Consider the following 22,899-nt stretch of genomic DNA (forward strand, 5'->3'; position numbering starts at 1 on the left):
AATCTGCTTTAAACGCGCTGAATAATCATTGCAATGCCTTGACCGACACCAATACACATCGAACACAAGGCATAGGTTCCACCCGTTTGTTCTAACTGGTTTAAAGCTGTGGTGACTAAACGTGCACCCGATGCACCGAGTGGATGGCCGATGGCAATTGCACCACCGTTTGGATTCACTTGAGTGGTGTCATCCTCTAAACCAAGATCACGCGTGACCGCCAGTGCTTGTGCTGCAAAGGCTTCATTTAGTTCAATCACATCCATCTGTTCTAATGTCAGATTGGCTTGTTTGAGTAATTTTTTGATGGCAGGCGCAGGTGCAAAGCCCATGATGCGTGGTTCTACCCCCACAGCCGTAGATGCAATAATCTTGGCACGTGGTTTAAGTTGGTACTGCTCAACCGCTTGTTCCGAAGCAATCAGTACAGCAGCCGCACCGTCATTGATGCCTGAAGCATTCCCCGCAGTGACGGTGCCTTCTGCTGTGACGACTGGCTTGAGTTTAGCCAAACCTTCGAGTGTGGTCGAGGCACGTGGATGTTCATCCGTGTCGACCACAATTGGATCACCCTTACGCTGTGCAATATTTACAGGGATGATCTCATGTTTAAAAAAGCCTTGAGCTTGCGCGGTTGCGGTGCGCTGTTGACTCGTCAAGGCAAACTGGTCTTGATCTGCACGATCAATATTAAATTGTTGTGCCACGTTCTCCGCGGTCTGCGGCATGGTGTCTACACCATACATCGCTTTCAGCTTAGGATTGATAAAACGCCAGCCCATAGTAGTGTCTTCAATCTTCTGGCTACGACCATACGCGGTTTCTGATTTACCCATGACAAAGGGTGCACGAGACATACTTTCCACACCACCTGCAATGATCAGGTTGGCTTCGCCTGCTTTAATCGCACGGGCTGCCATCGCAATGGCATCGAGTGATGAACCACATAAGCGATTCACAGTCGTAGCAGGAACTTCAACCGGTAAGCCTGCAAGTAATGCTGACATACGACCCACATTACGGTTGTCTTCACCCGCTTGGTTGGCGCAGCCGTAGATCACGTCATCGACTTGGGTCCAATCTACACTTGGATTGCGTTGTATTAAGGCTTGAATTGGCACTGCACCCAAGTCATCAGCACGGATTGGAGCGAGTCCACCTGCATAACGTCCGAATGGGATACGGATGGCATCAATGATGTAAGCGTTTTTCATTTTTAATCTTGTCCTTTGAAAATCTCCCCTAGCCCCTCTTTATAAAAGAGGGGGAACTTCCCCAAATTAGAAAGATGGAAGTCCCCCTTTATCAAAGGGGGGATTTAGGGGGATTCAAATCATTAATTCTGTTGAGTCGCATCCACTAAAGTTGCACCCGTCATGGCCTGCAATTCTGCAAAGCTTAAACCGTCGACTTTCTCAATCACTTTTAAACCCTCTGCGGTGACATCAATCACACACAGGTCGGTGTAAATACGGTCTACACACTTCAAACCTGTCGCTGGATAGCTCAGTTCAGCCACGATCTTCGGTTCACCTTGTTTGGTCACATGGTCGGTGGTGATAAAGACTTTCTTGGCACCGACAGCTAAGTCCATTGCACCGCCAACCGCAGGAATCGCATCAGGTGCACCGGTATGCCAATTGGCCAAGTCACCATTGGCTGCCACTTGAAAGGCACCGAGGACTGCAATATCTAAGTGACCACCACGCATCATGGCAAAAGAATCCCCATGATGGAAAAAGGCACCGCCTTGCAGCATGGTCACATATTCTTTACCCGCGTTGATCAGTTCAGGGTCTTCTTCACCTTTTTCAGGTGGCGGGCCAAAAGCCAACAGTCCATTTTCAGAATGTAAGAACACGTCTTTGTCTGACGGTAGATAACTGGCAATCTTGGTCGGTAAGCCAATCCCAAGATTCACATAAGCCCCATCGGGAATGTCTTGTGCCACACGTTCTGCAATTTGGTTACGGCTGAGTTTTTGATAGCTCATGATGTTCTCCCGATTACACAGCAACAGGTTCAGGTTGAACCTGCACCACGTGTTGAACAAAAATACCTGCGGTGATGATGTGTTCAGGATCTAAAGCCCCTAAGTCCACCACTTCAGAGACTTGGGCAATGGTCACGCCTGCGGCCATGGCCATAATCGGGCCGAAGTTACGTGCCGATTTGCGGTAAACCAAATTGCCCCAACGGTCGCCTTGTTGGGCTTTAATCAGAGCAAAATCGGCTTTGATTGGATATTCCAGTACATAATCTTTACCGTCGATGTGACGGGTTTCTTTGCCTTCGGCCAATAAGGTACCGTAACCAGTTGGGGTAAACACTGCACCAAGTCCCATGCCTGCGGCTTGGATACGACAGGCCAAGTTACCTTGAGGCACCAGTTCCAATTCGATTTTGCCTGCACGATAGAGTTCATCAAAGACCCAAGAGTCGGACTGACGCGGGAACGAACAAATGACTTTTTTCACAGCACCCGCTTTCAGCAGCTTGGCTAACCCATAGTCGCCATTGCCAGCATTGTTACTGACGATGGTGAGGTCTTTAATGCCGAGTTGAATCAAGCCATCAATCAGTTCAGCAGGTTGTCCTGCTGTGCCAAAACCACCAATCATGATGGTTGAGCCGTCGGTGATTTGGGAGAGCACTTCCGCGAGGGATGCCGCACTTTTATCTATCATTAGATAACTCCATTGTGCATCATGCAAATTTGAAAAGGCGCGGAAAACTAACCTATACTCATGGGCTGCTTTATTTTCGACAAGATTCCCTAGTCTTTTAGTTAGATTTCCTTATCTGCTCATTTTTTATAATTTAGTGATTTTCGACTAGATAGTGAGCACAGGTTTTGTTCGATCATCGAACAATTTATATGTATATCGAACAAAACCTGATTATTTCACTCTGATTTCACGCTATAGTAAAAATAGACAAAGGATAAAAATGGATAGGGATACCGAAATGCATGAAGAAAAAGAACGAATAGAAAAGCGAATACATAATCACAATAATAAGAAAACCATTCGACATGAAGACTTTGTTGCAGGGATCAGTAAAGGTATGGCTATTCTCGACAGCTTTGGTACTGACCGACATCGTTTAAATATCACTATGGCAGCGGAACGTACAGGCATGACCCGTGCCGCAGCACGACGCCATTTACTCACTCTTGAATATTTAGGCTATTTAGAATCTGATGGTCATTATTTTTATTTAACCCCTAAAATTCTCAAATTTTCAGGCGCTTATTTAGGTGGAGCACAACTTCCCAAAATTTCTCAACCTCTACTGAACCTGCTGACCAATCAAACCTCACTCATTTTTTCCGTAATGGTTTTAGACGGCTATGAAGCGATTACTATTGCACGTAGCGCCGCACATCAACAAACAGATCGTGTCAATCCTTATGGCCTACATTTGGGCAATCGTCTACCTGCACATGCCACATCAGCAGGTAAAATTTTATTGGCCTATCTCGACGATCAGGAACAGTGTGAATGGCTGAATCAATATCCGCTACAACGCCTTACCAAATACACCCATACCAATAATGAAACGTTTCTGGCCTTATTGCATGAAATTCGAGAGCAAGGTTGGTGTTATTCATGTGAAGAACATGAATTGGGCGTACATGCACTTGCCGTTCCTATTTATGGGCAACAGTTAAAAGTCGTTGCAGCCTTAAATATTGTTTCCCCTACCATGCGAACAACCAAAGAATATTTGATTCAACACATACTGCCTTTGCTACAAGAAACTGCGCGCGAACTACGTAATATTCTTTGATGCTCAAAAAAATAGCGGCACTTGTCACTCACAGACCTGTGATTCAGTTGAGATGAACTCGAACAGATTTCAGTAAATGACCTCTTTAGCCTTAGCTTACATTTAAGGATTTACGTATAAACTCAAAATCGTTCTATAGGTCTGAGCATTCGGTCGAAACTTTTCAGACTGTTCAGGTGAGGTCATAGTCACAAGGTATTGCCCGACCGCTGGAAAAAGCAAAGTAACCTCACCTGAACCATTGGTCTGCAACTGAGTCACTTTTTCAGCCTCTCCCAATGTGGTGATTTGCTTTTCTAGTGTTACCTGAAAACCTGACGCAGGTTTATTTTCCAAGTTTAATTTTATTGTGAATGGTGTTTTTAATGAAATCTGATTTGGATGACTTGAAAATACCAAACTTAAACCTTGTTGGGTATACTCTTGCTTCAGCTCACTCTGCTGTTGCTTAGAAAAATAACTCAGCAACTGATCAAAACGTTGCACAGTAAACTGCTGGCTTTTCGCTTGTACTTCACTTGGGGTAACAAAATGACGTTCAGTCAGTGGTGATAAACCTTCAGTTTTTGCATCTAATACCCGCAACCAACGTTGGCCAACTTTTGCATATTTAAGCTCACCTGTTCGGAGCCCTGTAACTGTATAAGTTCCTGCTTGATCCGTTTTCACATCAGCCAAACTTAAAACTTTACTATGACTCAATGTTAATTCTTGAGTTTCACCCTTTGGTGTAAGCACTTTAAAATTAAAGCCTTTAATGGCTACTTCCGAGTCAAAAGCTTGCTCTGCAAATCCTGCCAAAACTGCAGTGTTGCCACCTTCTACCACATAACTGCTTGGCGCAACAAAAGGTGCATGTGCCCAACTATTTACGACCAAGATACTCAGTAAGCAAGTCAAACCTATTTTTTTCATCGTTGAATATTCCATTGATGTATCTTTGTCCATCGTCAACCTAATTAGTTTTACCTTTAAGCCACCCATAAATGACTTAAAGGTATGGCTGGTTTATTGGGCTGAGGCTTGCCCTACTTTTTTCGCATACTGTTTAATATCGTTTGCTTGAATGGTGGTTTTACCTTTTGCAATCGCTTTGAATTGCTGTCCAGCAATCTCCTGCATTTGAGTCGTACCCGTCGCTAAATTACGGTCAAAACGCTGCATAAACTCATCGACATATTCTTGTTCAGTCACGATCAAATCTTGATTGCTGTCTGTCTCAAAAAATTGTTTATCGCGTGCGGTTAGATAGTCGCCTAAAGTTACATAATTTTTACCCTGTCCATATTGCGCGATAAACTCAGCCACATTGCTTGGCATCGGCATCGAAATAGGTAACTTGGCACGAAAACCATCATGTGTTCCTATACTTCCTCCTGCCAACTGAGCATCTTCTGCATTAATCAAACCGTCTTGATTCAGATCAAAGCCATCAAAAGTCTTTTCACCAGAGGCTTGGAACTCTTTTAACGTTAACTTTTGATCTTTGCTTTTATCTAAAATACCGTAACGAACATGTGCCTGTTTTAAAGACATTTCACGGCGTTGCTTGAGTACGGGGTCTAAACGTGTCTGTTCAAATTGGGCAAACTGTTCAGCTGTCACCTTTTTATTATTGCTAAAAAGTGCAGCATAATCTTGTATATATTGTTGTGTCACTACGGAAGCATTGGGTTGCTTATTTTCTGGATGATAGAGCGCATGAATAGCATAAGCTTGTTGATATACATCTGTTTGCGCTGTTTTATCTGCTGCTAAAATACTCACTGAAGCGCTGAGCATCGTGATACCCATTACCCATGTAGACATGATTTTCATGATGATTTCATTTCCTGAAAGTTAAGTTTGCTGGATGGAATACCTGTTCTATCTAGCTTTGAAATTTAGTATTTAAATTCAACACTTGCGACAATATTTCGACCTGATTCGGCTGCGCGATCTATTAAACTGGCTTGATTCGTTCCTGTGATGGTGCCAACTGCGGAGTAATCCCAATAGGTCTTATCAAAGATGTTGTTAAAAGCTACATTCACTTTGGTGAACTTATTGATATTCCAGTAAGCAGATAAATCAAAAATGGTGTAGCCAGCAACACGTTGGTACGCAACATCATCTTGATAAGTCGTGACATCTTTGGACGCAATTTTGTCCCCGACTGCTGTTGCAGTTAGACCTAAACCAAAGACTTTATTGGGGTTATCATAAGCAAAAGTTAAACTTCCCTTTTCAGGTTGAACCGAGTTCACACCAGTTTTCAAACCATCTTTATTTTTCGCAGTTCCCTTCGTTTTTCCGGCTACTAATGCCAAACTAAATCCATCTGAGTTTGAAATAAATTGGCCTAGATCTATGCGCGTAGACAGCTCACCACCCCAAATTGAGGCATTGGCTAAGTTTTCTGCACGGTAATAACCATTAGTATACTGTGCTGTATAGCCATAATTATAATAATCAATAAAGTCGCTATACTTCGTATAAAAGCCTGTGATATCAAACTTTATACCGTCAATTGAAGTATTTCTCAGTCCAATTTCAAACGCATCACTGGTTTCTTTATCTAAGTTTGAATTACCAATCACGATATAGCTTGGATTAGCTGCCGTGGTTTGATAAATCCCGCCCATCTCTGTTGGCGAAGGAATACGTGTACCGCGGGTGTATTTAAAATAGCTATAGTTTTCTGGATTAAACTGATAACCTGCTGAAAAACCAGGTGAAACATAACTAAAATCACGATCTTGCACATCACTATATGCAGAAGAGTCCGGGCGATACTCTTGTCGTTCAAGGCGAACTGATGGTGTTAAAGTTAAATCACGCCCTAAGAGGTCTAAACGGATCTCATCAGAGAGGTAAGCAGAATAACGTTTGAGCTCAGAATCAAGTAAATAACCGTTTTGATAGAGTGTTGACAATTTCGCCCCATTACGTAAGTCCACTTTAGTACTCGAATAATCTTTCTGGTCTGCCGCCAATCCATATTTTAGAGTTTGATTGCTCAAACGCTTCAGTGCATCAAACTTAATCCCTGTATTTTTTTCTTTATATGTCGTTGAAAAGTCACGTGCGACTGTCGCACTGTTCATGAATGATGTATCAGTTTCATTATTTGACTCTTAATACCACATTTTACTTTTCAACTGATCAAACAAAGCAAAGTTTGCAGGTTTGTAAATGTGTTCTAAGCTAAATTGGGTACGGTCAATATCTTGCTGTTGGGTGGCATCACTTTTATAGTTGCTAAATAAACTTGCACTAATACCTGTAGTATCGGCAGTTTTGCGGTAAAAGTCCCCAGTCAAATTAAATTGATGCTGATCGGATAACGTCCACAGTACTCGTCCCAATACAGCATCAGACTTCCAATCGGTCGGAAATGCTTTGGTTTTAGAGTTAGGTTTTGTTTCATGCCCATCACGATGTGCATAAGCCACTAAGGCTTTAAGCTCGTCATTACCTACCGCGCCCGTCACAGAGCTTAACCACGCTTCATCCGCAGAGCTATACCCTACTTTGGCAGTCCCCGCGATAGTTTTACCATCCACCAAATAATCTTCTGGAGACTTATTTTTAAATGAGACTCGCCCACCAATACCGTCGGTTGATGCATCTGTTGTTCCTGAAACGATATCTACTGATGTAAACATTTCAGGTTCAATATAGTCACGACCAGCGCCACGTTGACTCATACTATTAGGTGGAATATAAGAGCTAACCGTTGCTTCAGCTATATCTACACCATCAATATCTAAACCAATACGATTGGCATCAATACCACGAATGTTATAACTACTTGTACCAGACCCATCAAAAAAAGTTCCACTGCCTGCAACCGAAAATGGAGAGTGAACGAGAGGCAAGTATTTCACGATACTTGCCATATCGGTTACCCCCGTCTTGTCGAGGTTGTCTCTATTGATTGAGGTTTTTGAAACAGGCGCCTGATCTTCATGTTCAGCATATACTGTGATCTTAGGGAGAGAGGTTGAAACAGAGACATTCTCTTGTGCAAAGCTGTTTGAGCTGAAGCCTGTAGTCATTAAAACAGCTAAACATAGTGATAAATAGCAAGGTCGTAAGTTCAAAATTTTAGCTTCGTCGCCCGAAAATTGCGACTGGTATTGATTCATACTCATGCGGTTAAACCCACTTATTAAATGATATTAATAATCATTACTCTTAATTCAATTTATTTTTCCAGAGCCTCAATGCCTGAGACCTATAAAGATAATTGAGATAGGAAGACTATGTGGATGCGAATAATAATCAATTAGATTATTATTTACAAATAGTATTTGCTTTTATTTTAGGAATGGAGAAGGTTGTTCAAAAAATCGGTTTTTGCTTTTTGTCGTTCAGTGCAGATTTCATCACTACATTCGTGTTGTAAATGTAAAATAAACAACGTTCAGACGATCTAAAGCATTTAAAATCAGAAGGATCACACTATTTTAAAATTGATTGAGAGCAGGCCAACATCCCTCAAGGCTTCAGCTTCTCTAACCCAAAATCATCAAATACAGCCATGAAAAAAGACAGCACATCATTCAATATGTACTGCCTTCAATTGACTCATTCACTCTGTATAAACAACCAGACACCCCTTTAAAAAGGCGATGAATAGTTGCTCAACTCAAACTATCGGTACTTTTAAGTTATCTCCAAGCATACCGAATACTGGTCGTTTATTAATCGTGCCGTACCAGAACCTTAGGGTTAGAATTACCCCACATGGTATAAACATCTGCTAGTAAGGCACCATTGTATTCTTCTAAATCGCTTTGCTTGACACTTTCAACGCCTTGCTGACCAAAGAGCACCACTTCATCATTGGCACGAATATCAGGAAAGTCCGTGACATCTACCATAGTGGTATTCATGGAAGTTCGTCCAACTACAGGCACTTTATGGCCTCGAATCAGTACATAGGCTTTATTACTAAAGGCACGTCGATAACCATCTGAGTAGCCAAGTGGTAAGTTCGCCAACAGCGAATCACGCTTCAAGGTATAGGTTTGGTCATAGCCGACTGTTGTGCCTTTCAAATAGGCATTAACTGTTGCCACTTGGGTTTTAAAGGCCATCAGCTTTTTATATTCGACCCGATCTGGAAGGCTGTCGCCATAAATCACGCCACCCGCACGAACCATATCTAAATGTGACTCTGGAACAGTTAAGGTCGCAAAAGAATTTGCGGTATGTAAAGTCAGCGCTTCACGTTTTAATTTGGCTTTTTTAATCAACCAGTCCGTTTGCTGGTTAAACACCGCCAGATGGTCACGCACATATTGCTCATCCTCTACTGCATAGTGGGTCATAATCCCCACCAGTTTTAGATTGGCTAATTTAGTCATACGTAGCGCTTGCTGTTTGCCCATTTCACTATTCAGCTCTAAACCATTTCGGTCCATACCACCTGCATTTAAACCTAAATGGTATTTAATGGTTAGACCCTGTTGTTTTGCCCACTGCGACATACGTTGTGCTTGCTCATAATTGCCCAACAACTCTTCCATATTTAAAGAAGCCGCATTTTGAATCTCTTGGTCTGTGGCTGCACGTAGTCTTAATAGGCGTCCCTGATAACCAGACTGACGTACCATCGCCGCTTCGGCATTACTGGTAATCCCCACACAAGGTACATTCAGCTTCATAATACTCGGCATCAACAGTTCAATCCCGTGACCATACGCATCAGCTTTCATGACTGCACAAATTTGACTTTTGTCTTGTAATTGCTGCTGCAAAGTCTGAATATTTTGCTCAAAGGCCTGCACATTAATTTCAACCCAAGCATTGGCCTGAGGCGCGGCTGATTGGCTGGCTGAAATATGCGTGGTTAATAAAGGCGCTGCAAAACTGCTATTGATGTTCAACAGCCCTGCACCTAACATACAAGCAAATAATGTCGACTTTTTCAAAATAAAACCCTCTTCATCGTTATAACAAAAGAGAGGGTAAATACCCTCTCTCACTTTTCACTAATTATTTTCTTGCATGTCATCATGCTCAATGCGGCGACCATGGGTCAAAATCCAACTGCGCTCTGCATATTTTTTCGTTTTATAGTAATAAGCAATATCTAAGCCAATAAACCAAAGTGGGGAGAATGCCAATGAAATCATGGTGTCATGATCTAGTGCTAAAATCGCCACCACAAAGATCAAGAATAACAAGGTAAACCATGCCATGAATCGACCACCTGGCATTTTATACGCCGACTGCTCATGTAATTCAGGGTCTTTTTTACGATAAGCCAGATACGACAAAATAATCATGGCAAAAGTAAAAATACATAGAATAGAAGTAAAGGCTGAAATGATAATGAATGCTGTCATGACATTCGGCACAATAAACAGAATCGACGTTCCTACCACTACACAGAACATTGAAAATATAAGGCTCAGCACAGGCACTTTACTTTTCGACAGTTTGGCAAAACTTTTCGGTGCATCTTTTTCTACAGCCAAACCAAACAACATACGGCTGGTCGCAAACACACCACTATTCGCAGAAGACATGGCAGAGGTTGCCACCACAAAGTTGACAATACTGGCTGCCGCAGGCAAACCAATTAAGGTAAACATTTCAACAAATGGACTTTTATCTGGAGAAATTTGTGACCAAGAAGTGACTGCAATAATACAAACCAAAGCACCGATGTAGAACAATAAAATACGTAATGGAATCGAGTTAATCGCACGTGGTAAAGCATAATGCGGATCTTTGGTTTCTGCCGCAGTAGTACCCACCAACTCAATGCCGACAAAGGCAAATACTGCAATTTGGAACCCTGCTAAAAAGCCAGTTAAACCGTATGGGAACAAAGACTCTTTCTCAACCACATGAGCTAACGACGCTTTGACACCATCTGGAGAGACAAATCCAATGGTAATGAGATATATACCAACACATAGGAATAAAATAATTGCGATAATCTTGATTAAAGCAAACCAGAACTCAACTTCACCAAATAACTTTACAGCAACGAAATTCAACAAAGTCAAAATGGCAATGGAGGTGAAAGCGGGTATCCATGCGGGGAGATCAGGATACCAAAACTGTGCATAGCCCCCAATAACAATCACATCGGCAATTGCAGTGACAATCCAGCTAAGCCAGTACGACCACCCTAAAAAGAAGCCAGCCCATGGACCCAAATATGCCGTTGCAAAATCAGCAAAAGATTTATAGTTGGTATTGGAAAGCAGTAACTCCCCCATCGCACGCATGACGAAGAAGAAGAAGAAACCAATAATTAAATAGGTCAGAATAATGGATGTACCTGACACAGCCAACGTCTTACCCGATCCCATAAAGAGACCTGTACCAATTGCACCACCAATCGCAATCATCTGAATGTGACGATTGGTTAGTGAGCGTTGCAGTTGTTCTTCCTCAACTGACTCGTAATGATGTCCACCCAATAAATCACCTTCTAAAGGTTCTTTTTGTTGATGGGCTTGTTTTCCATTCATCATATTTTTACTCCAATTTACAGCCCAATGGGTGTAAATATGGGACTTTGTTAAAATAATTTCTTATTTCATTTCAGTCCAAATTAAGCTACATATTATCTTTCAATAACATTAATTTTTACTATTCAGAGCCAGTAGAGTTAATCCTTTATCAGCCACTAAATAATGTTTACACGACTTGCAAAACCTATGCCAAATTCAAATATTTTTTATTAAAAAACAATAACTTAATAAATAATAAACGCAAAAAAATCCACCAACCATAAGTTACCTTATAATCAGTAGATAAAAATATTGAATTAATATTTTTAACAATATCCATATATTCAATTCCATTGAAAATTAATTTAACGACTTAAGTTCGATAAACCACCATCAGCACATTTAGTAAATTGACTAAAATCATCCTGAATAAACCTCAGTTAAGATCAGCCCTGCTCTTAATCCCTTTTTCACTTGAGTATTCGGAAACAAAATCCGAACCTGCTCTGGTGCAATTACATACGGTTTGCCCTGTTGTAAGGCAATAACAGCACCAGTTTCAAACGCAGAAAAATTAGGCGCAGCATCTGCCAAATTCAGTTGGAAGTCTTCTTCAGTTTTGATGATCGAATCAACGACTCGAAAAGTTTGAATTGCTTGTTTTTGGCGCACAGGTAAGGACTGCTCACTCACCACAGCGCGAAGCACATGATTAATTGCAGCGAATGCTGTCAAATCATTTTGTCCAAAGGGTTTTGCATGACCAAGTTCTAGCGTCGAACTGGCCGCTTGAAACTGAGAGCTGCTAAAGTGTGTAAAGGTACGACCTACGGCATTGTGATACACTAAGGCATCCAATTCCGCAGCGTTTAGGCTGTCCAACATCGCAGCATCATAGTCATGGGTTTGATAAGGAAATAAGGCAAAAGTCGGCAACAAAGATGGGCGAATCGCGGTATGCAAATCGTAATGATAGCGTCGTACTTGAGCTGGACTATCATTAAAAAAAGCGGTGACGATCTGTTCTAAGACCGCCACCCGCTGCGCTTCAACTGTGTCGGTAAATTGTTGATAGGCCCCGCAGAACATGCGGTTCATATCATTTTCAACATAGCGTTGCCCCGAGCGAATCGCGATAGGATTCCCTAAAATCAGCAATAACTTAACCTTGAGCTCTAATGCCCCTGCAAACAAATCGTGACTCAGCTGCGCCAACAACTCGATTGGCGCAGTTTCATTGCCATGCACACCCGCGGAAAGCACGACTGCTTTTTCATAAGCCTGTTTCGGCGTAAAAGATAAAACACCTTCAGCCAACCATTCCCAACGAAAATCATGCTGTACGCCATGTGCTACAGTCGGGACACGTTGTTTTAAAACATCACCTAGAAAATCTATCATCTGCTTTCCCTGCACGATTGCTTAACGTTGGAAGTGATACACCGAACCTAAGTTCAAAATTTGCGTCAATTCATCTAACGCAGTACGGCTTTCAATCAGTAATTGCGGGTCAGCCAAATCTTGTTGCGCCAACTGGTCACGGTAGTACTGGTCGACCCACGTGTTTAAACGGGTAAACAAGGCATCATTCATGAACAGGTTTGGGTTGATTGCATTCAGCTCTGCTTCATTCACCGCCACACGTAAACGTAAACATGCAGGGCCACCGCCATTGCGCATACTTTCACGTAGGTCAAACACCTTGATGTCGTCAATCGGCGTACCCATTTGGATCATGTCGTTTAAATAACCCCACACTGCTGGGTTTTGACGTGATTCTTCAGGCACCACAATGCTCATCCCGCCATCGGCACGGGTGAGTAATTGGCTATTGAACAAATACGTATTGACCGCATCTTTCACAGAAACACGCTGATCAGGCACTTCAATGGAGACGAATTCTTGACCCAAGCGCGCCATTTTTTCGCGAATTTCTGACAATGCTTCAGACTGATTCAAAAATGCATGCTGATGGTGGAACAAGACGTTTTGGTTACTCACCGCAATCACGTCGTTGTGGAAGACACCTTGGTCAATCACATCGGGATGCTGCTGTATAAATACCGTTTGTTCCGCTTTGAGCTGGTGTAAACGTGCTACGGCTTCACTCGCCTCTAAGGATTGACGTGCAGGATAGCGTTTCGGGCCAATACCACCACCGAGGAACTGCTGACCATAAACGAACACTTGCACGCTGGCCTGATCATAAGCACCGCCTAAACGGTTATGATTCGCCGCGCCTTCATCACCAAACAATGCCACAGGTGGCAGCGCTTCGTGATGGGCAAAGTGACGTTCATCGTTAAACATCGCTGCCATAACACGCGATGTGGTGTCATGTTCAATCGAACGGTGGAATTTATTGTTTAAATTCGCCGCAGTAAAATGCACACGACCATCTGCACTGTCCGCCGACGGTGAAACCGTTGCCGCATTGGCAGTCCACATACAGGATGCTGAACTTAACGCGGATAATAATGCAGGTGAGGTACGCATCGCTTGTTCAATCACGCTGTGATCATCCCCACGGAAGCCCAATTTGCGCAAAGTCGGGACATGAGGGCGTTCTTGCGGTGCAAATACACCCTGCTTTAAGCCCATGTCGGCCAAAGCTTTCATCTTTAACAGACCTTGCTTGGCAGCCAACTTCGGGTTGGAAAGATTATTTTGGTTTTTGGTAGATGCCTCGTTTCCGAATGACAATCCTGCATAGTGGTGTGTTGGACCGACTAAACCATCAAAATTAATTTCATAGCCTGACATTTCTAAACTCCCTTTTCTGTCGACTTACAGCACAATGCCTGGCGATAATTTTTCAGGTAAACTTACCTGCTGACTTTCCAGTGATGCCATTGGCCATGCGCAGTAATCTGCGGCATAGAAAGCACTGGCACGATGGTTTCCTGATGCACCTACACCACCAAAGGGTGCAGCACTTGATGCGCCTGTTAATGGTTTGTTCCAGTTCACAATGCCTGCACGTGCTTCAATCAATAAACGATCAAACAGCGCACGGTCAGGTGAAACTAGACCCACCGACAATCCAAAACGAGTACCATTTGCTAGTGCCAAAGCCTCATCAAAGTGGTCATAACGATAGATACAGCTCAATGGACCAAAATATTCTTCGTCGGGTACATCACTCACATGGGTCACATCTAAAAGACCTGGACTTAACAAGCTACTGTTGGCATCCGCTTGAGTCACAGGGAGCAGAACTTGCGCTCCTAAATCAATCAGGCGTTGTTGTGCTTGTAAAATTTGCTGTGCAGCATGCAATGAAATCACCCCCCCCATAAACGGTTGTGGCTGAGCATCCCACTGACCCACCACCAAGTTACGGCTGACTTCAGCCAAACGTTGAATGAAGGCATCGCCTACAGCACCATTTTTAATAATTAAACGGCGTGCACAGGTACAACGCTGACCCGCTGAAATAAAGGCAGATTGGACGGTTAAATTCACCACCGCATCAATATCGGTAATCTCGTCGATAATTAATGCGTTATTACCTCCCATTTCTAAAGCGAGAATTTTTTCTGGAGCACCAGCCAATTGTTTATGCAGGTGATAACCTGTATTGGCACTGCCTGTGAATAACAAACCATCAATTTCATGCGACTGCGCAAGTGCCTCACCTGTGCTACGACCACCTTGCACCAAGTTCAACACACCCGCAGGTAAACCCGCTTCTTGCCATAATTTGACCGTTTCTTCCGCAGTCCACGGCGTCAATTCACTTGGTTTAAAGACCAAAGTGTTGCCTGCAATCAGCGCAGGGACGATGTGGCCATTGGGTAAGTGACCTGGGAAGTTATACGGGCCAAATACAGCCAACACACCATGCGGACGGTGACGTAAAGACGCTGCACCATCTGGCATTTCCGTCAGACTTTCACCTGTACGTTCGTGATAAGCACGCACTGAAATCGCCACTTTAGCAATCATCGACTGAACCTCAGTCAACGTTTCCCAAATCGGCTTACTGGTTTCACGACTAATAATCGTTGCAAGCTGTTGTTTGTTTTGTTCTAACAAGCTGGCAAATCGTTGAATAATTTCAAGACGCTCGGCTAAAGGGCGACGTGCCCAAGCAGCAAAGGCAGCACGTGCAGACTGACAAGCTTGTTTAACTTGCTCAGCTGTCGCTTCTGCACCGTGCCAAATTGTTTCTTGCGTAACAGGATCGAGTTTGTCCCATGCCGTACCTTGCGCTGGAGACCATGTCCCGTTTATATATAGATTCCCTTGTGACATTATTTTTGCTCCATCTTATCTAAAGGCAACATACGAATGCTTTGCCCTGCTTGCACACCAAGGGCATGCGCTTGTTCTACCGTTAAACTTAAACTGTCCGACTCAGCCGCGTGCTGAATCAAAATCGCGCGATAGTCTTGATAGCGATCATTTGCCACCAAATAACGCCCTGCATCATCTGGAACGCTATCGACGATTTTCACTGCACAAGTGTGACTGTCTTTGACTGCACGCAGGCTACTGACTTCGGCTTCAAGTGTCGGGCCTGCATCAAAAATATCGACATAACCTTGGTAACACAGCCCTTCTGACTCCAACACACGAGAGGCAGGAACGGTCTGAGGATGTACCTGTGCAATTACTTGTTGCGCAGCCATCGGCAGCAAGTCGATATACACAGGAAAACGTGGCATCAACTCCGCAATAAAGACTTTTTGCCCTATCCCACTGAGGTAATCCGCAGTCGAGAAATCCATATTGAAAAAGTGATGGCCTAAAGCATCCCAAAATGGCGAACGACCATTTTCATCGGAATAACCACGCATTTCCGCAATCAGCTTATTTTGAAAAGCCTGTTTAAAAGCAGCGATAAACAGAAAACGAATCTTCGACAGCAGTTTTCCATTTTGGTCTTTGCGGTACTCTGGGTCTAAAAACAGCGTGCAGAGTTCGCTACAACCGGTATGGTCATTGCTTAAAAACAGCGTGTTTAAGGTTTTATAAACATTCAGAGTTTGTGAGGCATGGACTTGTTTGCCCACATGGTAGTTATAGAAAGGCTCAGTTAAACCCACTGAAACTTCAATTGCACTAACGCCAACCACACGCTGTAACAAGGTATCTTCTAAAACAAATAAATAGCCCTGTTCACTCGGTGTTGCCTGACCCGCTAAGGTCTTTTGCGTGCGTGCAATACGAGCCGATAAGATCTCTTTATTTTGGGGTAAAGAAGTCAGGCCAATGCCAGACTTCCCCGCCAGAATGTAGATATCATCTAAATCTCGATGCTCTGCATGTCTAACAATCATCATAACCAGTGGCCTATCACGCGCCAACAAAGCGCGCGAGCGCACGTTCAAAGCGTTGTAAACCGGCTTCGATATCTGCTTCTGGAATAATTAATGATGGTGTAAAACGAACAACATTTGGACCTGCAACCAGTGCCAATAAGCCTTCTTCGCCCGCCAAAGTCACGATGTCTTTAGCTTTGCCTGCATATTCAGCTTTCAATACACAGCCGATTAATAAACCTTGACCACGAACTTCTTCAAATAAGCCATAGCGTGCATTTAACTGGTTTAAACCGTCGGCAAAAATTTGCGCACGTGTACGTACACCATTCAACACTTCTGGGGTATTGATCAAACCAAATACCGCATTGGCTACGGCAGATGCCAATGGATTACCGCCATAAGTCGTACCATGGTCACCCACCACAAACATGTTGGCATATTTGTCAGTCGTGATCATCGCACCAATTGGGAAACCACCGCCGAGTGCTTTGGCTGTGGTTAAAATGTCTGGGGTCACATCAGTGTTCATATAGGCATATAGAGCACCTGTACGACCCACACCTGTTTGCACTTCATCAAAAATCAGTACAGCACCATGCTGGTCACACAGTTCACGTAAGCCTTTTAAGAATTCAGGATTTGCGGTAATTACACCACCTTCGCCTTGAATCGGCTCAACAATCACTGCACACGTATCTGCATCAATTGCTTCACGTACTGCATCTAAGTCATTGAATGGTAAGTGCTGGATACCTTCTGGAAGCGGTGCAAAGTCTTGTGAATATTTCGGTTGACCACCAGCCGTAACCGTAAATAAAGTACGACCGTGGAAAGCATTTTTGAATGCAATAATTTTATTTTTGCGCGCCGAGCCTGAAAGTAGGCCCACTTTGCGCGCAAGTTTCAAAGCCGCTTCATTGGCTTCTGCACCAGAGTTACAGAAGAACACTTTGTCTGCAAAGGTGTTATCGACCAATTGTTTTGCAAGTGCCAGTACAGGTTCGTTGGTATAACCATTGCCAATGTGCCAGAGCTTTTGACCTTGCTCAACCAAGGCATTAACCGCCACAGGGTGAGCATGCCCAAGTGCATTGACCGCAATACCACCTGCAAAATCAATATATTCTTTACCTTGCTGATCCCACAAACGAGAACCTTCGCCACGCACAGGAATAAACTGAGCGGGTGCAAAAACTGGCACCATATACTGATTAAAATCTTGGCGAGTAGGTTGACTATTCTGGTTCATGGTTTGTTCTTCCTTAATAAATCTGATGTTGTTCTGTCTTGAATGTGCCCCGAAGGGCACGAAACTCCCCCTTAACCTGGGAAAATTCCTCGTTCTTTACGTGCTTTTAAGATACGTTGGCATGCCAAGATGTATGCCGCTGTACGAAGGCTGCACTGCTTTTCGCTCGAAGTGAACCAAACATCTTCAACTGCTGACACCATAAGTTTGTCTAAACGTTGGTTAATTTCTTCTTCTGTCCAGAAGTAGCTCGCCATGTCTTGAACCCACTCGAAGTAACTCACAGTTACACCGCCTGCGTTACACAGTACGTCAGGTACAATCGTGATTTGACGTTCTAACAGAATGTCTTCTGCATCTGGATAGGTTGGACCGTTTGCACCTTCCAAGACCAATTTTGCAGTTAAGTGTTGCGCACGTTCAGCGGTAATCTGACCTTCTAAAGCAGCAGGAATTAAAATATCCATGTCCACTGTCCAGAATGCTTCGTCTTCAATTAAAGTGGCATCAGGGAAACCTGCTACACCTTTATGAATCGCAACATAGTCCTGTAACTGCTTAACATTCATGCCTTCTGCGTTAAAGATCGTACCTGTGTGGTCTTGTACACACACCACTTTCGCATTGGCTTTGTAGAATAAGTATGCAGCTTCACTACCCACGTTACCGAAACCTTGGATCGCTACACGGCTACCTTCAAGTGCAAGATTGATTTTCTTAGCCACTTCTAAACCTGTCACAAACACACCACGGCCCGTCGCACGGACACGACCTAAAGAGCCACCTAAGTGCACAGGCTTACCTGTTACTACACCTGTTACGGTATGACCTTTAATGCTTGAATAGGTGTCCATCATCCAACCCATAATGTCTGCATTGGTGCCTACATCTGGAGCAGGAATATCGGTTTGTGGGCCGATGATTGGGCTAATTTCGCTGGTAAAACGACGAGTCAGACGTTCAAGTTCTCGTGGAGACAACTTACGAGGGTCTACACGGATACCACCTTTAGCACCGCCATACGGTAAGTTTAAAACCGCAGTTTTAATTGTCATCCACGCTGAGAGTGCCATGACTTCGTTGAGTTCAACATCTGGATGGTAACGAATACCGCCTTTACCGGGTCCACGTGACAAGTTGTGCTGTACACGATAGCCTTCAAAGTGCTGAATTGAACCATCGTCCATCACAATTGGCACATCAACAATCAAAGCGCGCTTTGGACGCTTTAAAGTGTTGATGAATGGAATTAAGTCGTCTTCCAGATATGGCGCAACACGGTTAATCTGTGCAAGATAGGTCTGCCAAGCGCCACTATTGTCCATTTCATATGACAAAGACATGATATTTCCCTTTAAAATTTGCTGAATCAAATCCATTAAATAGATATGAGACACCTCCTATAGAACACATCGCCTCAGCTCGATGTAACGCTCACTAGAGTGCTTCTCAATACGCATAGTATGAAAAATCAAATTGCGCCAAAAAAGTTGTAAATTTGATTAAAATGAAATAAATTTCATCAAATTGATAACAGGAAAAATCAAAATGAACGATACGGACAGTCAAATCCTCGGCTTACTACAAGACAATGCCCGTATCTCGATTACCGAGATTGCGAACAAGCTCCATATCTCTCGAAATACCGTACAAAAGCGTATTGAATATCTGGAAACCAGTGGTGTGATTACAGGCTATACCGTACGGATTAAACCGGGTGCTGAGAAAAATAGTATCCGTGCTTGGATGAATATTATGGTGGAAGGCACCAAGACCAGTGCAGTGGTCAAAGAGCTCAGAATCGACCCTGCTGTGCATACCTTACATAGCACCAATGGTAAGTGGGATCTGTTGGTCGAATTGAAGTCTGATAGCTTAGAAAATTTTGATCGAATTTTAGAACGAATCCGAAATATTTCAGGAATTTATAACACTGAAACCAGTATTTTACTGTCTACCTATAAAGTTTAAAGTCACTTATATGTTTGGACAGATTAAAGAAAAGAAGACACGTTATATAAAGGTGTAGTGAACTTTATTGATTTGGCTTTTTAAGTTGCTTCACTAGGTACTATTTTAAAATAAATCGACTCTCCCCTTATATGCCCATAAAAAAAATCAGCCTTGAATGGGCAAGGCTGATTTTTTAACTGATGGTTGCTAGACGTACTTAAACAGAGATATCCACGCACAAATATTTCATTTCGAGATATTCGTCGATACCGAATTTAGAGCCTTCACGCCCTAAGCCAGACTGCTTCACACCACCAAATGGAGCCACTTCATTTGAAATCGCACCCGTGTTGATGCCCACCATACCGTACTCAAGCGCCTCACCAACACGCCACTGACGTGCTGTATTTTGGGTAAATAGGTAGGTTGCCAGACCAAATTCTGTGTCATTCGCCATTTGAATCGCTTCTTCTTCCGTTTTAAAACGGAACAGCGGTGCCAATGGGCCAAAGGTTTCTTCTTTCGAGACTTTCATCTCTTGTGTCACTTCTGTTAAAAGTGTCGGTTCAAAGAAAGTACCACCTAAGCTTGAACGTTGACCACCGGTTTTAACCTGTGCCCCTTTACTGATGGCATCTGCAATATGTGACTGAACTTTTTCAATCGCTGCTTCATCAATCAAAGGCCCTTGGGTTGAAGTCTCGATACGACCATCACCGACTTTTAAATTCGCAACAGCAACTGTCAACTTTTCAACCAATGCATCATAAATACCATCTTGCACATAGATACGATTGGCACAAACACAGGTCTGTCCGCTATTACGGAACTTGCTGGCCATAATACCTTGTACTGCTTGCTCAAGATTAGCATCGTCAAACACCAGCACAGGTGCATTACCGCCTAACTCTAAAGACAGTTTTTTGATGGTTGGTGCACATTGCTGCATTAAGATACGGCCCACTTGCGTTGAACCCGTGAAGCTTAACTTCTTCACCGTATCGCTTTCACACAATGTTTTACCGACTTCAATCGCGTCACCACTGATATGCAATAACACATCTTGTGGTAAACCCGCGCGCAGTGCCAATACCTCTAAAGCATAAGCTGTCAAAGGTGTTTGCTCTGCTGGTTTCACAAGCATTGAACAACCCGCTGCAATTGCAGGTGCTGCCTTACGTGTGATCATTGCCGCAGGGAAGTTCCACGGTGTAATTGCAGCAGTAACGCCAATGGCTTGTTTGATGACCAACAAACGCTGATTTGGTAGTGTTGGTGCTAAAACATCACCATCTATACGACGAGCTTGCTCTGCAAACCAGCGAATAAATGAAGCCGCATAGCCAATTTCACCACGTGCTTCAGCCAAAGGTTTACCTTGTTCAGCAGTCAAAATCTGAGCCAATGACTCTTTATTTTCCTGCATCAAGTCAAACCAAGCCCAAAGCACATCAGCACGTTGTAGCGCAGTTTGTGCTTTCCACGCGGTTTGCGCCACTTGCGAACGCGCAATCGCTTGTTCAACTGACGCGCGGTCATGGGATTTCACCCATGCCAACGTGTCATGTGTTGCTGCATCTTTCACTTCGATGTAACCGCCATTTTCAGGCATATCAAAACGAATATCTGGATGCTGTAATAAATCTTTATATTGCGCTTGAAGCATAGTCATTACTCTTCAATTATGCTGCAGCAGAAAGTGCAAAACCTTGTTTTAAAATGTTTAAGCCAGCACGGAATTGCTCTGCAGGAATCGTTAAAGGATATAAGAAACGAATCACATTACCATAACGACCACAGGTCAAAATAAGCAAGCCATTTTGCATTGCATAGTTTTGAATCGCTTTAGCTTGATCAGCAGTTTCCAATTCAACAGCAACCATTGAGCCTAAAGCACGAATATCTTGAACAATAGAAGAAGATTGTTTGAGTTCGTTTAGAACTTCAACCAACTCTGCACCCAATACATTTGCACGTTCACAAAGACCTTCTTCTTCAATTACGTCAAGTACCGCATGTGCAGAAGCAACTGCGACAGGGTTACCTGCATAAGTACCACCTAGACCACCTGGGTTTGGTGCATCCATCACTTCAGCACGGCCTACTACGCCAGAGATTGGGAAGCCACCACCAAGGCTTTTCGCCATTGTGATTAAATCTGCTTTAGTCTCATAGTAGTCCATCGCAAACAATTTACCAGTACGCGCAAAACCTGACTGTACTTCATCTGCAATAATTAAAATACCATGTTGGTCACACAAAGCACGTAAACGCTTTAAGAATTCTGCTGGAACAACATTGAAACCGCCTTCACCTTGAACTGGTTCAAGCACAATCGCAGCAACATCATGTGCTGCAATATCTTCTGCAAAAATGTCTTCAATGCTTTGAATTGCATCATCTACAGTAATGCCTTTTGACTCTACTGGATAGCGTGCATGGAAAACACCTGCTGGCATCACACCAAAATCACGCTTGTACGGTGCAGTTTTACCAGTCATTGCCATGGTCATAAATGAGCGACCGTGGAAACCATTACCAAAAGTCACAATACCGTGACGACCCGTATGTGAACGTGCAATTTTTACTGCATTTTCTACAGCTTCAGCACCTGTAGAGAAGAATGTTGTTTTTGCATCACCTGCAATCGGCGCACGTGCATTGATACGCTCAGCCAATGACACATAAATTTCATACGGCACAACTTGATACGCCGTATGGGTAAATTTAGTTAATTGTTCAGTAACAGCAGCAATAATTTTAGGATGACGGTGACCTGTATTTAGTACAGCAATACCACCAGCGAAGTCGATGTATTGATTACCTTCAGCATCCCAAATCGTGGAATTTTCTGCTTTCTCCGCATACCATTGACACATGACACCAACGCCACGAGGTGTCGCTTGTAGTTTACGTGCGTTCAGTGCAGAGTGTTTACTGTCCATTTTGCATCCTCATTCTTGATTCATACATTTATAAAATTTCAGTGTCCATATCATGCTTTTGCTGATATACAAAGGACCTGTTGTTGATTTCATTCTGCGCTTTTATTGGTACTAAACGAGAGCCACTTTCTATCAGATGAAGAGAGCCAATTTACCAGTATGCTGCATCATTATTTTCCAAATATTTTTTTATTTATTAAAAATAAACAGCTTACAAAATAAAAAACAGG

Annotated in this window: 19 protein-coding genes; 2 read left to right on the forward strand and 17 right to left on the reverse strand. The window is 43.2% G+C overall.

Annotation, left to right across the window (positions count from 1 at the left end):
* Positions 1-8: 8 nt before the first annotated feature.
* The 3 genes from pcaF to ACZ8ZH_RS13455 form a co-directional block, all read right to left on the reverse strand.
* Entirely contained in the window at positions 9-1,214 is a 1,206-nt protein-coding gene (gene pcaF / locus ACZ8ZH_RS13445) for a 3-oxoadipyl-CoA thiolase (RefSeq protein ID WP_119064213.1), read from the reverse strand.
* A gap of 122 nt (positions 1,215-1,336) precedes the next feature.
* Positions 1,337-1,993: a 3-oxoacid CoA-transferase subunit B gene (locus ACZ8ZH_RS13450; RefSeq protein WP_470247757.1), complete on the reverse strand. Its 657-nt coding sequence runs from the start codon at positions 1,991-1,993 to the stop codon at positions 1,337-1,339.
* A 13-nt stretch (positions 1,994-2,006) separates the two neighbouring features.
* Positions 2,007-2,687: a 3-oxoacid CoA-transferase subunit A gene (locus ACZ8ZH_RS13455; protein WP_119063792.1), complete on the reverse strand. Its 681-nt coding sequence runs from the start codon at positions 2,685-2,687 to the stop codon at positions 2,007-2,009.
* Positions 2,688-2,967: 280 nt separating this feature from the next.
* On the opposite strand from ACZ8ZH_RS13455, the gene pcaU reads away from it, so the two are divergent.
* Positions 2,968-3,792, forward strand: coding sequence for an IclR family transcriptional regulator PcaU (gene pcaU, locus ACZ8ZH_RS13460; RefSeq protein WP_086208652.1), 825 nt, complete (start codon positions 2,968-2,970; stop codon positions 3,790-3,792).
* Positions 3,793-3,894: 102 nt separating this feature from the next.
* Here pcaU and ACZ8ZH_RS13465 read toward each other — a convergent pair whose 3' ends face one another.
* The 12 genes from ACZ8ZH_RS13465 to ACZ8ZH_RS13520 all read right to left on the reverse strand — a co-directional run bounded on the left by ACZ8ZH_RS13465 (position 3,895) and on the right by ACZ8ZH_RS13520 (position 19,117).
* Positions 3,895-4,707 (reverse strand): DUF4198 domain-containing protein, encoded by an 813-nt coding sequence (locus tag ACZ8ZH_RS13465; protein WP_162900271.1) that lies wholly within the window; start codon positions 4,705-4,707, stop codon positions 3,895-3,897.
* A 93-nt stretch (positions 4,708-4,800) separates the two neighbouring features.
* On the reverse strand, positions 4,801-5,610 hold the full coding sequence (locus ACZ8ZH_RS13470; RefSeq protein WP_110973772.1) for a hypothetical protein: 810 nt from the start codon (positions 5,608-5,610) through the stop codon (positions 4,801-4,803).
* A 65-nt stretch (positions 5,611-5,675) separates the two neighbouring features.
* Positions 5,676-6,878: a TonB-dependent receptor domain-containing protein gene (locus ACZ8ZH_RS13475; protein ID WP_228199434.1), complete on the reverse strand. Its 1,203-nt coding sequence runs from the start codon at positions 6,876-6,878 to the stop codon at positions 5,676-5,678.
* Between the two features lie 30 nt (positions 6,879-6,908).
* On the reverse strand, positions 6,909-7,928 hold the full coding sequence (locus ACZ8ZH_RS13480) for a TonB-dependent receptor plug domain-containing protein (protein ID WP_228199433.1): 1,020 nt from the start codon (positions 7,926-7,928) through the stop codon (positions 6,909-6,911).
* Positions 7,929-8,480: 552 nt separating this feature from the next.
* Complete coding sequence (gene alr / locus ACZ8ZH_RS13485) at positions 8,481-9,713, reverse strand: alanine racemase (protein WP_119063801.1); 1,233 nt, start codon at positions 9,711-9,713, stop codon at positions 8,481-8,483.
* Positions 9,714-9,773: 60 nt separating this feature from the next.
* Positions 9,774-11,273, reverse strand: a complete 1,500-nt coding sequence (locus tag ACZ8ZH_RS13490; protein ID WP_470247758.1) for an amino acid permease — start codon at positions 11,271-11,273, stop codon at positions 9,774-9,776.
* 399 nt (positions 11,274-11,672) lie between these two features.
* Positions 11,673-12,653: a succinylglutamate desuccinylase gene (gene astE / locus ACZ8ZH_RS13495; RefSeq protein ID WP_119063790.1), complete on the reverse strand. Its 981-nt coding sequence runs from the start codon at positions 12,651-12,653 to the stop codon at positions 11,673-11,675.
* Between the two features lie 21 nt (positions 12,654-12,674).
* On the reverse strand, positions 12,675-14,015 hold the full coding sequence (gene astB, locus ACZ8ZH_RS13500) for an N-succinylarginine dihydrolase (protein WP_119063789.1): 1,341 nt from the start codon (positions 14,013-14,015) through the stop codon (positions 12,675-12,677).
* 24 nt (positions 14,016-14,039) lie between these two features.
* A complete protein-coding gene (astD, locus tag ACZ8ZH_RS13505) occupies positions 14,040-15,509 on the reverse strand; it encodes a succinylglutamate-semialdehyde dehydrogenase (protein ID WP_119063788.1) in 1,470 nt (489 codons plus the stop codon).
* Complete coding sequence (gene astA, locus ACZ8ZH_RS13510) at positions 15,509-16,540, reverse strand: arginine N-succinyltransferase (RefSeq protein ID WP_034171394.1); 1,032 nt, start codon at positions 16,538-16,540, stop codon at positions 15,509-15,511. Before astA ends, astD begins: the two co-directional genes overlap by 1 nt.
* A gap of 13 nt (positions 16,541-16,553) precedes the next feature.
* Positions 16,554-17,771, reverse strand: coding sequence for an aspartate aminotransferase family protein (locus tag ACZ8ZH_RS13515; RefSeq protein ID WP_086208660.1), 1,218 nt, complete (start codon positions 17,769-17,771; stop codon positions 16,554-16,556).
* Positions 17,772-17,842: 71 nt separating this feature from the next.
* Complete coding sequence (locus ACZ8ZH_RS13520) at positions 17,843-19,117, reverse strand: Glu/Leu/Phe/Val family dehydrogenase (protein WP_171248480.1); 1,275 nt, start codon at positions 19,115-19,117, stop codon at positions 17,843-17,845.
* A 202-nt stretch (positions 19,118-19,319) separates the two neighbouring features.
* Between ACZ8ZH_RS13520 and ACZ8ZH_RS13525 the strand changes: the two genes are divergently transcribed.
* Positions 19,320-19,742, forward strand: coding sequence for an Lrp/AsnC family transcriptional regulator (locus ACZ8ZH_RS13525; RefSeq protein WP_086208661.1), 423 nt, complete (start codon positions 19,320-19,322; stop codon positions 19,740-19,742).
* A gap of 199 nt (positions 19,743-19,941) precedes the next feature.
* Here the strand turns inward: ACZ8ZH_RS13525 and ACZ8ZH_RS13530 are convergent, their stop codons facing one another.
* Positions 19,942-21,390 carry an NAD-dependent succinate-semialdehyde dehydrogenase gene (locus tag ACZ8ZH_RS13530; protein WP_119063800.1) on the reverse strand — a complete coding sequence of 483 codons (1,449 nt, stop codon included), beginning with the start codon at positions 21,388-21,390 and terminating at the stop codon, positions 19,942-19,944.
* A 16-nt stretch (positions 21,391-21,406) separates the two neighbouring features.
* On the reverse strand, positions 21,407-22,669 hold the full coding sequence (gene gabT / locus ACZ8ZH_RS13535; RefSeq protein WP_086208662.1) for a 4-aminobutyrate--2-oxoglutarate transaminase: 1,263 nt from the start codon (positions 22,667-22,669) through the stop codon (positions 21,407-21,409).
* Between the last annotated feature and the right edge of the window lie 230 nt (positions 22,670-22,899).

Source organism: Acinetobacter sp. SW-226, from assembly GCF_055632855.1.

Coding starts and splice junctions, on each gene's coding strand:
- pcaF (WP_119064213.1), bottom strand. CDS start 1,214: ATGAAAAACGCTTACATCATTGATGCCATCCGTATCCCATTCGGACGT.
- ACZ8ZH_RS13450 (WP_470247757.1), bottom strand. CDS start 1,993: ATGAGCTATCAAAAACTCAGCCGTAACCAAATTGCAGAACGTGTGGCA.
- ACZ8ZH_RS13455 (WP_119063792.1), bottom strand. CDS start 2,687: ATGATAGATAAAAGTGCGGCATCCCTCGCGGAAGTGCTCTCCCAAATC.
- pcaU (WP_086208652.1), top strand. CDS start 2,968: ATGCATGAAGAAAAAGAACGAATAGAAAAGCGAATACATAATCACAAT.
- ACZ8ZH_RS13465 (WP_162900271.1), bottom strand. CDS start 4,707: ATGAAAAAAATAGGTTTGACTTGCTTACTGAGTATCTTGGTCGTAAAT.
- ACZ8ZH_RS13470 (WP_110973772.1), bottom strand. CDS start 5,610: ATGAAAATCATGTCTACATGGGTAATGGGTATCACGATGCTCAGCGCT.
- ACZ8ZH_RS13475 (WP_228199434.1), bottom strand. CDS start 6,878: ATGAACAGTGCGACAGTCGCACGTGACTTTTCAACGACATATAAAGAA.
- ACZ8ZH_RS13480 (WP_228199433.1), bottom strand. CDS start 7,928: ATGAGTATGAATCAATACCAGTCGCAATTTTCGGGCGACGAAGCTAAA.
- ACZ8ZH_RS13490 (WP_470247758.1), bottom strand. CDS start 11,273: ATGATGAATGGAAAACAAGCCCATCAACAAAAAGAACCTTTAGAAGGT.
- astE (WP_119063790.1), bottom strand. CDS start 12,653: ATGATAGATTTTCTAGGTGATGTTTTAAAACAACGTGTCCCGACTGTA.
- astB (WP_119063789.1), bottom strand. CDS start 14,015: ATGTCAGGCTATGAAATTAATTTTGATGGTTTAGTCGGTCCAACACAC.
- astD (WP_119063788.1), bottom strand. CDS start 15,509: ATGTCACAAGGGAATCTATATATAAACGGGACATGGTCTCCAGCGCAA.
- astA (WP_034171394.1), bottom strand. CDS start 16,540: ATGATGATTGTTAGACATGCAGAGCATCGAGATTTAGATGATATCTAC.
- ACZ8ZH_RS13515 (WP_086208660.1), bottom strand. CDS start 17,771: ATGAACCAGAATAGTCAACCTACTCGCCAAGATTTTAATCAGTATATG.
- ACZ8ZH_RS13525 (WP_086208661.1), top strand. CDS start 19,320: ATGAACGATACGGACAGTCAAATCCTCGGCTTACTACAAGACAATGCC.
- ACZ8ZH_RS13530 (WP_119063800.1), bottom strand. CDS start 21,390: ATGCTTCAAGCGCAATATAAAGATTTATTACAGCATCCAGATATTCGT.
- gabT (WP_086208662.1), bottom strand. CDS start 22,669: ATGGACAGTAAACACTCTGCACTGAACGCACGTAAACTACAAGCGACA.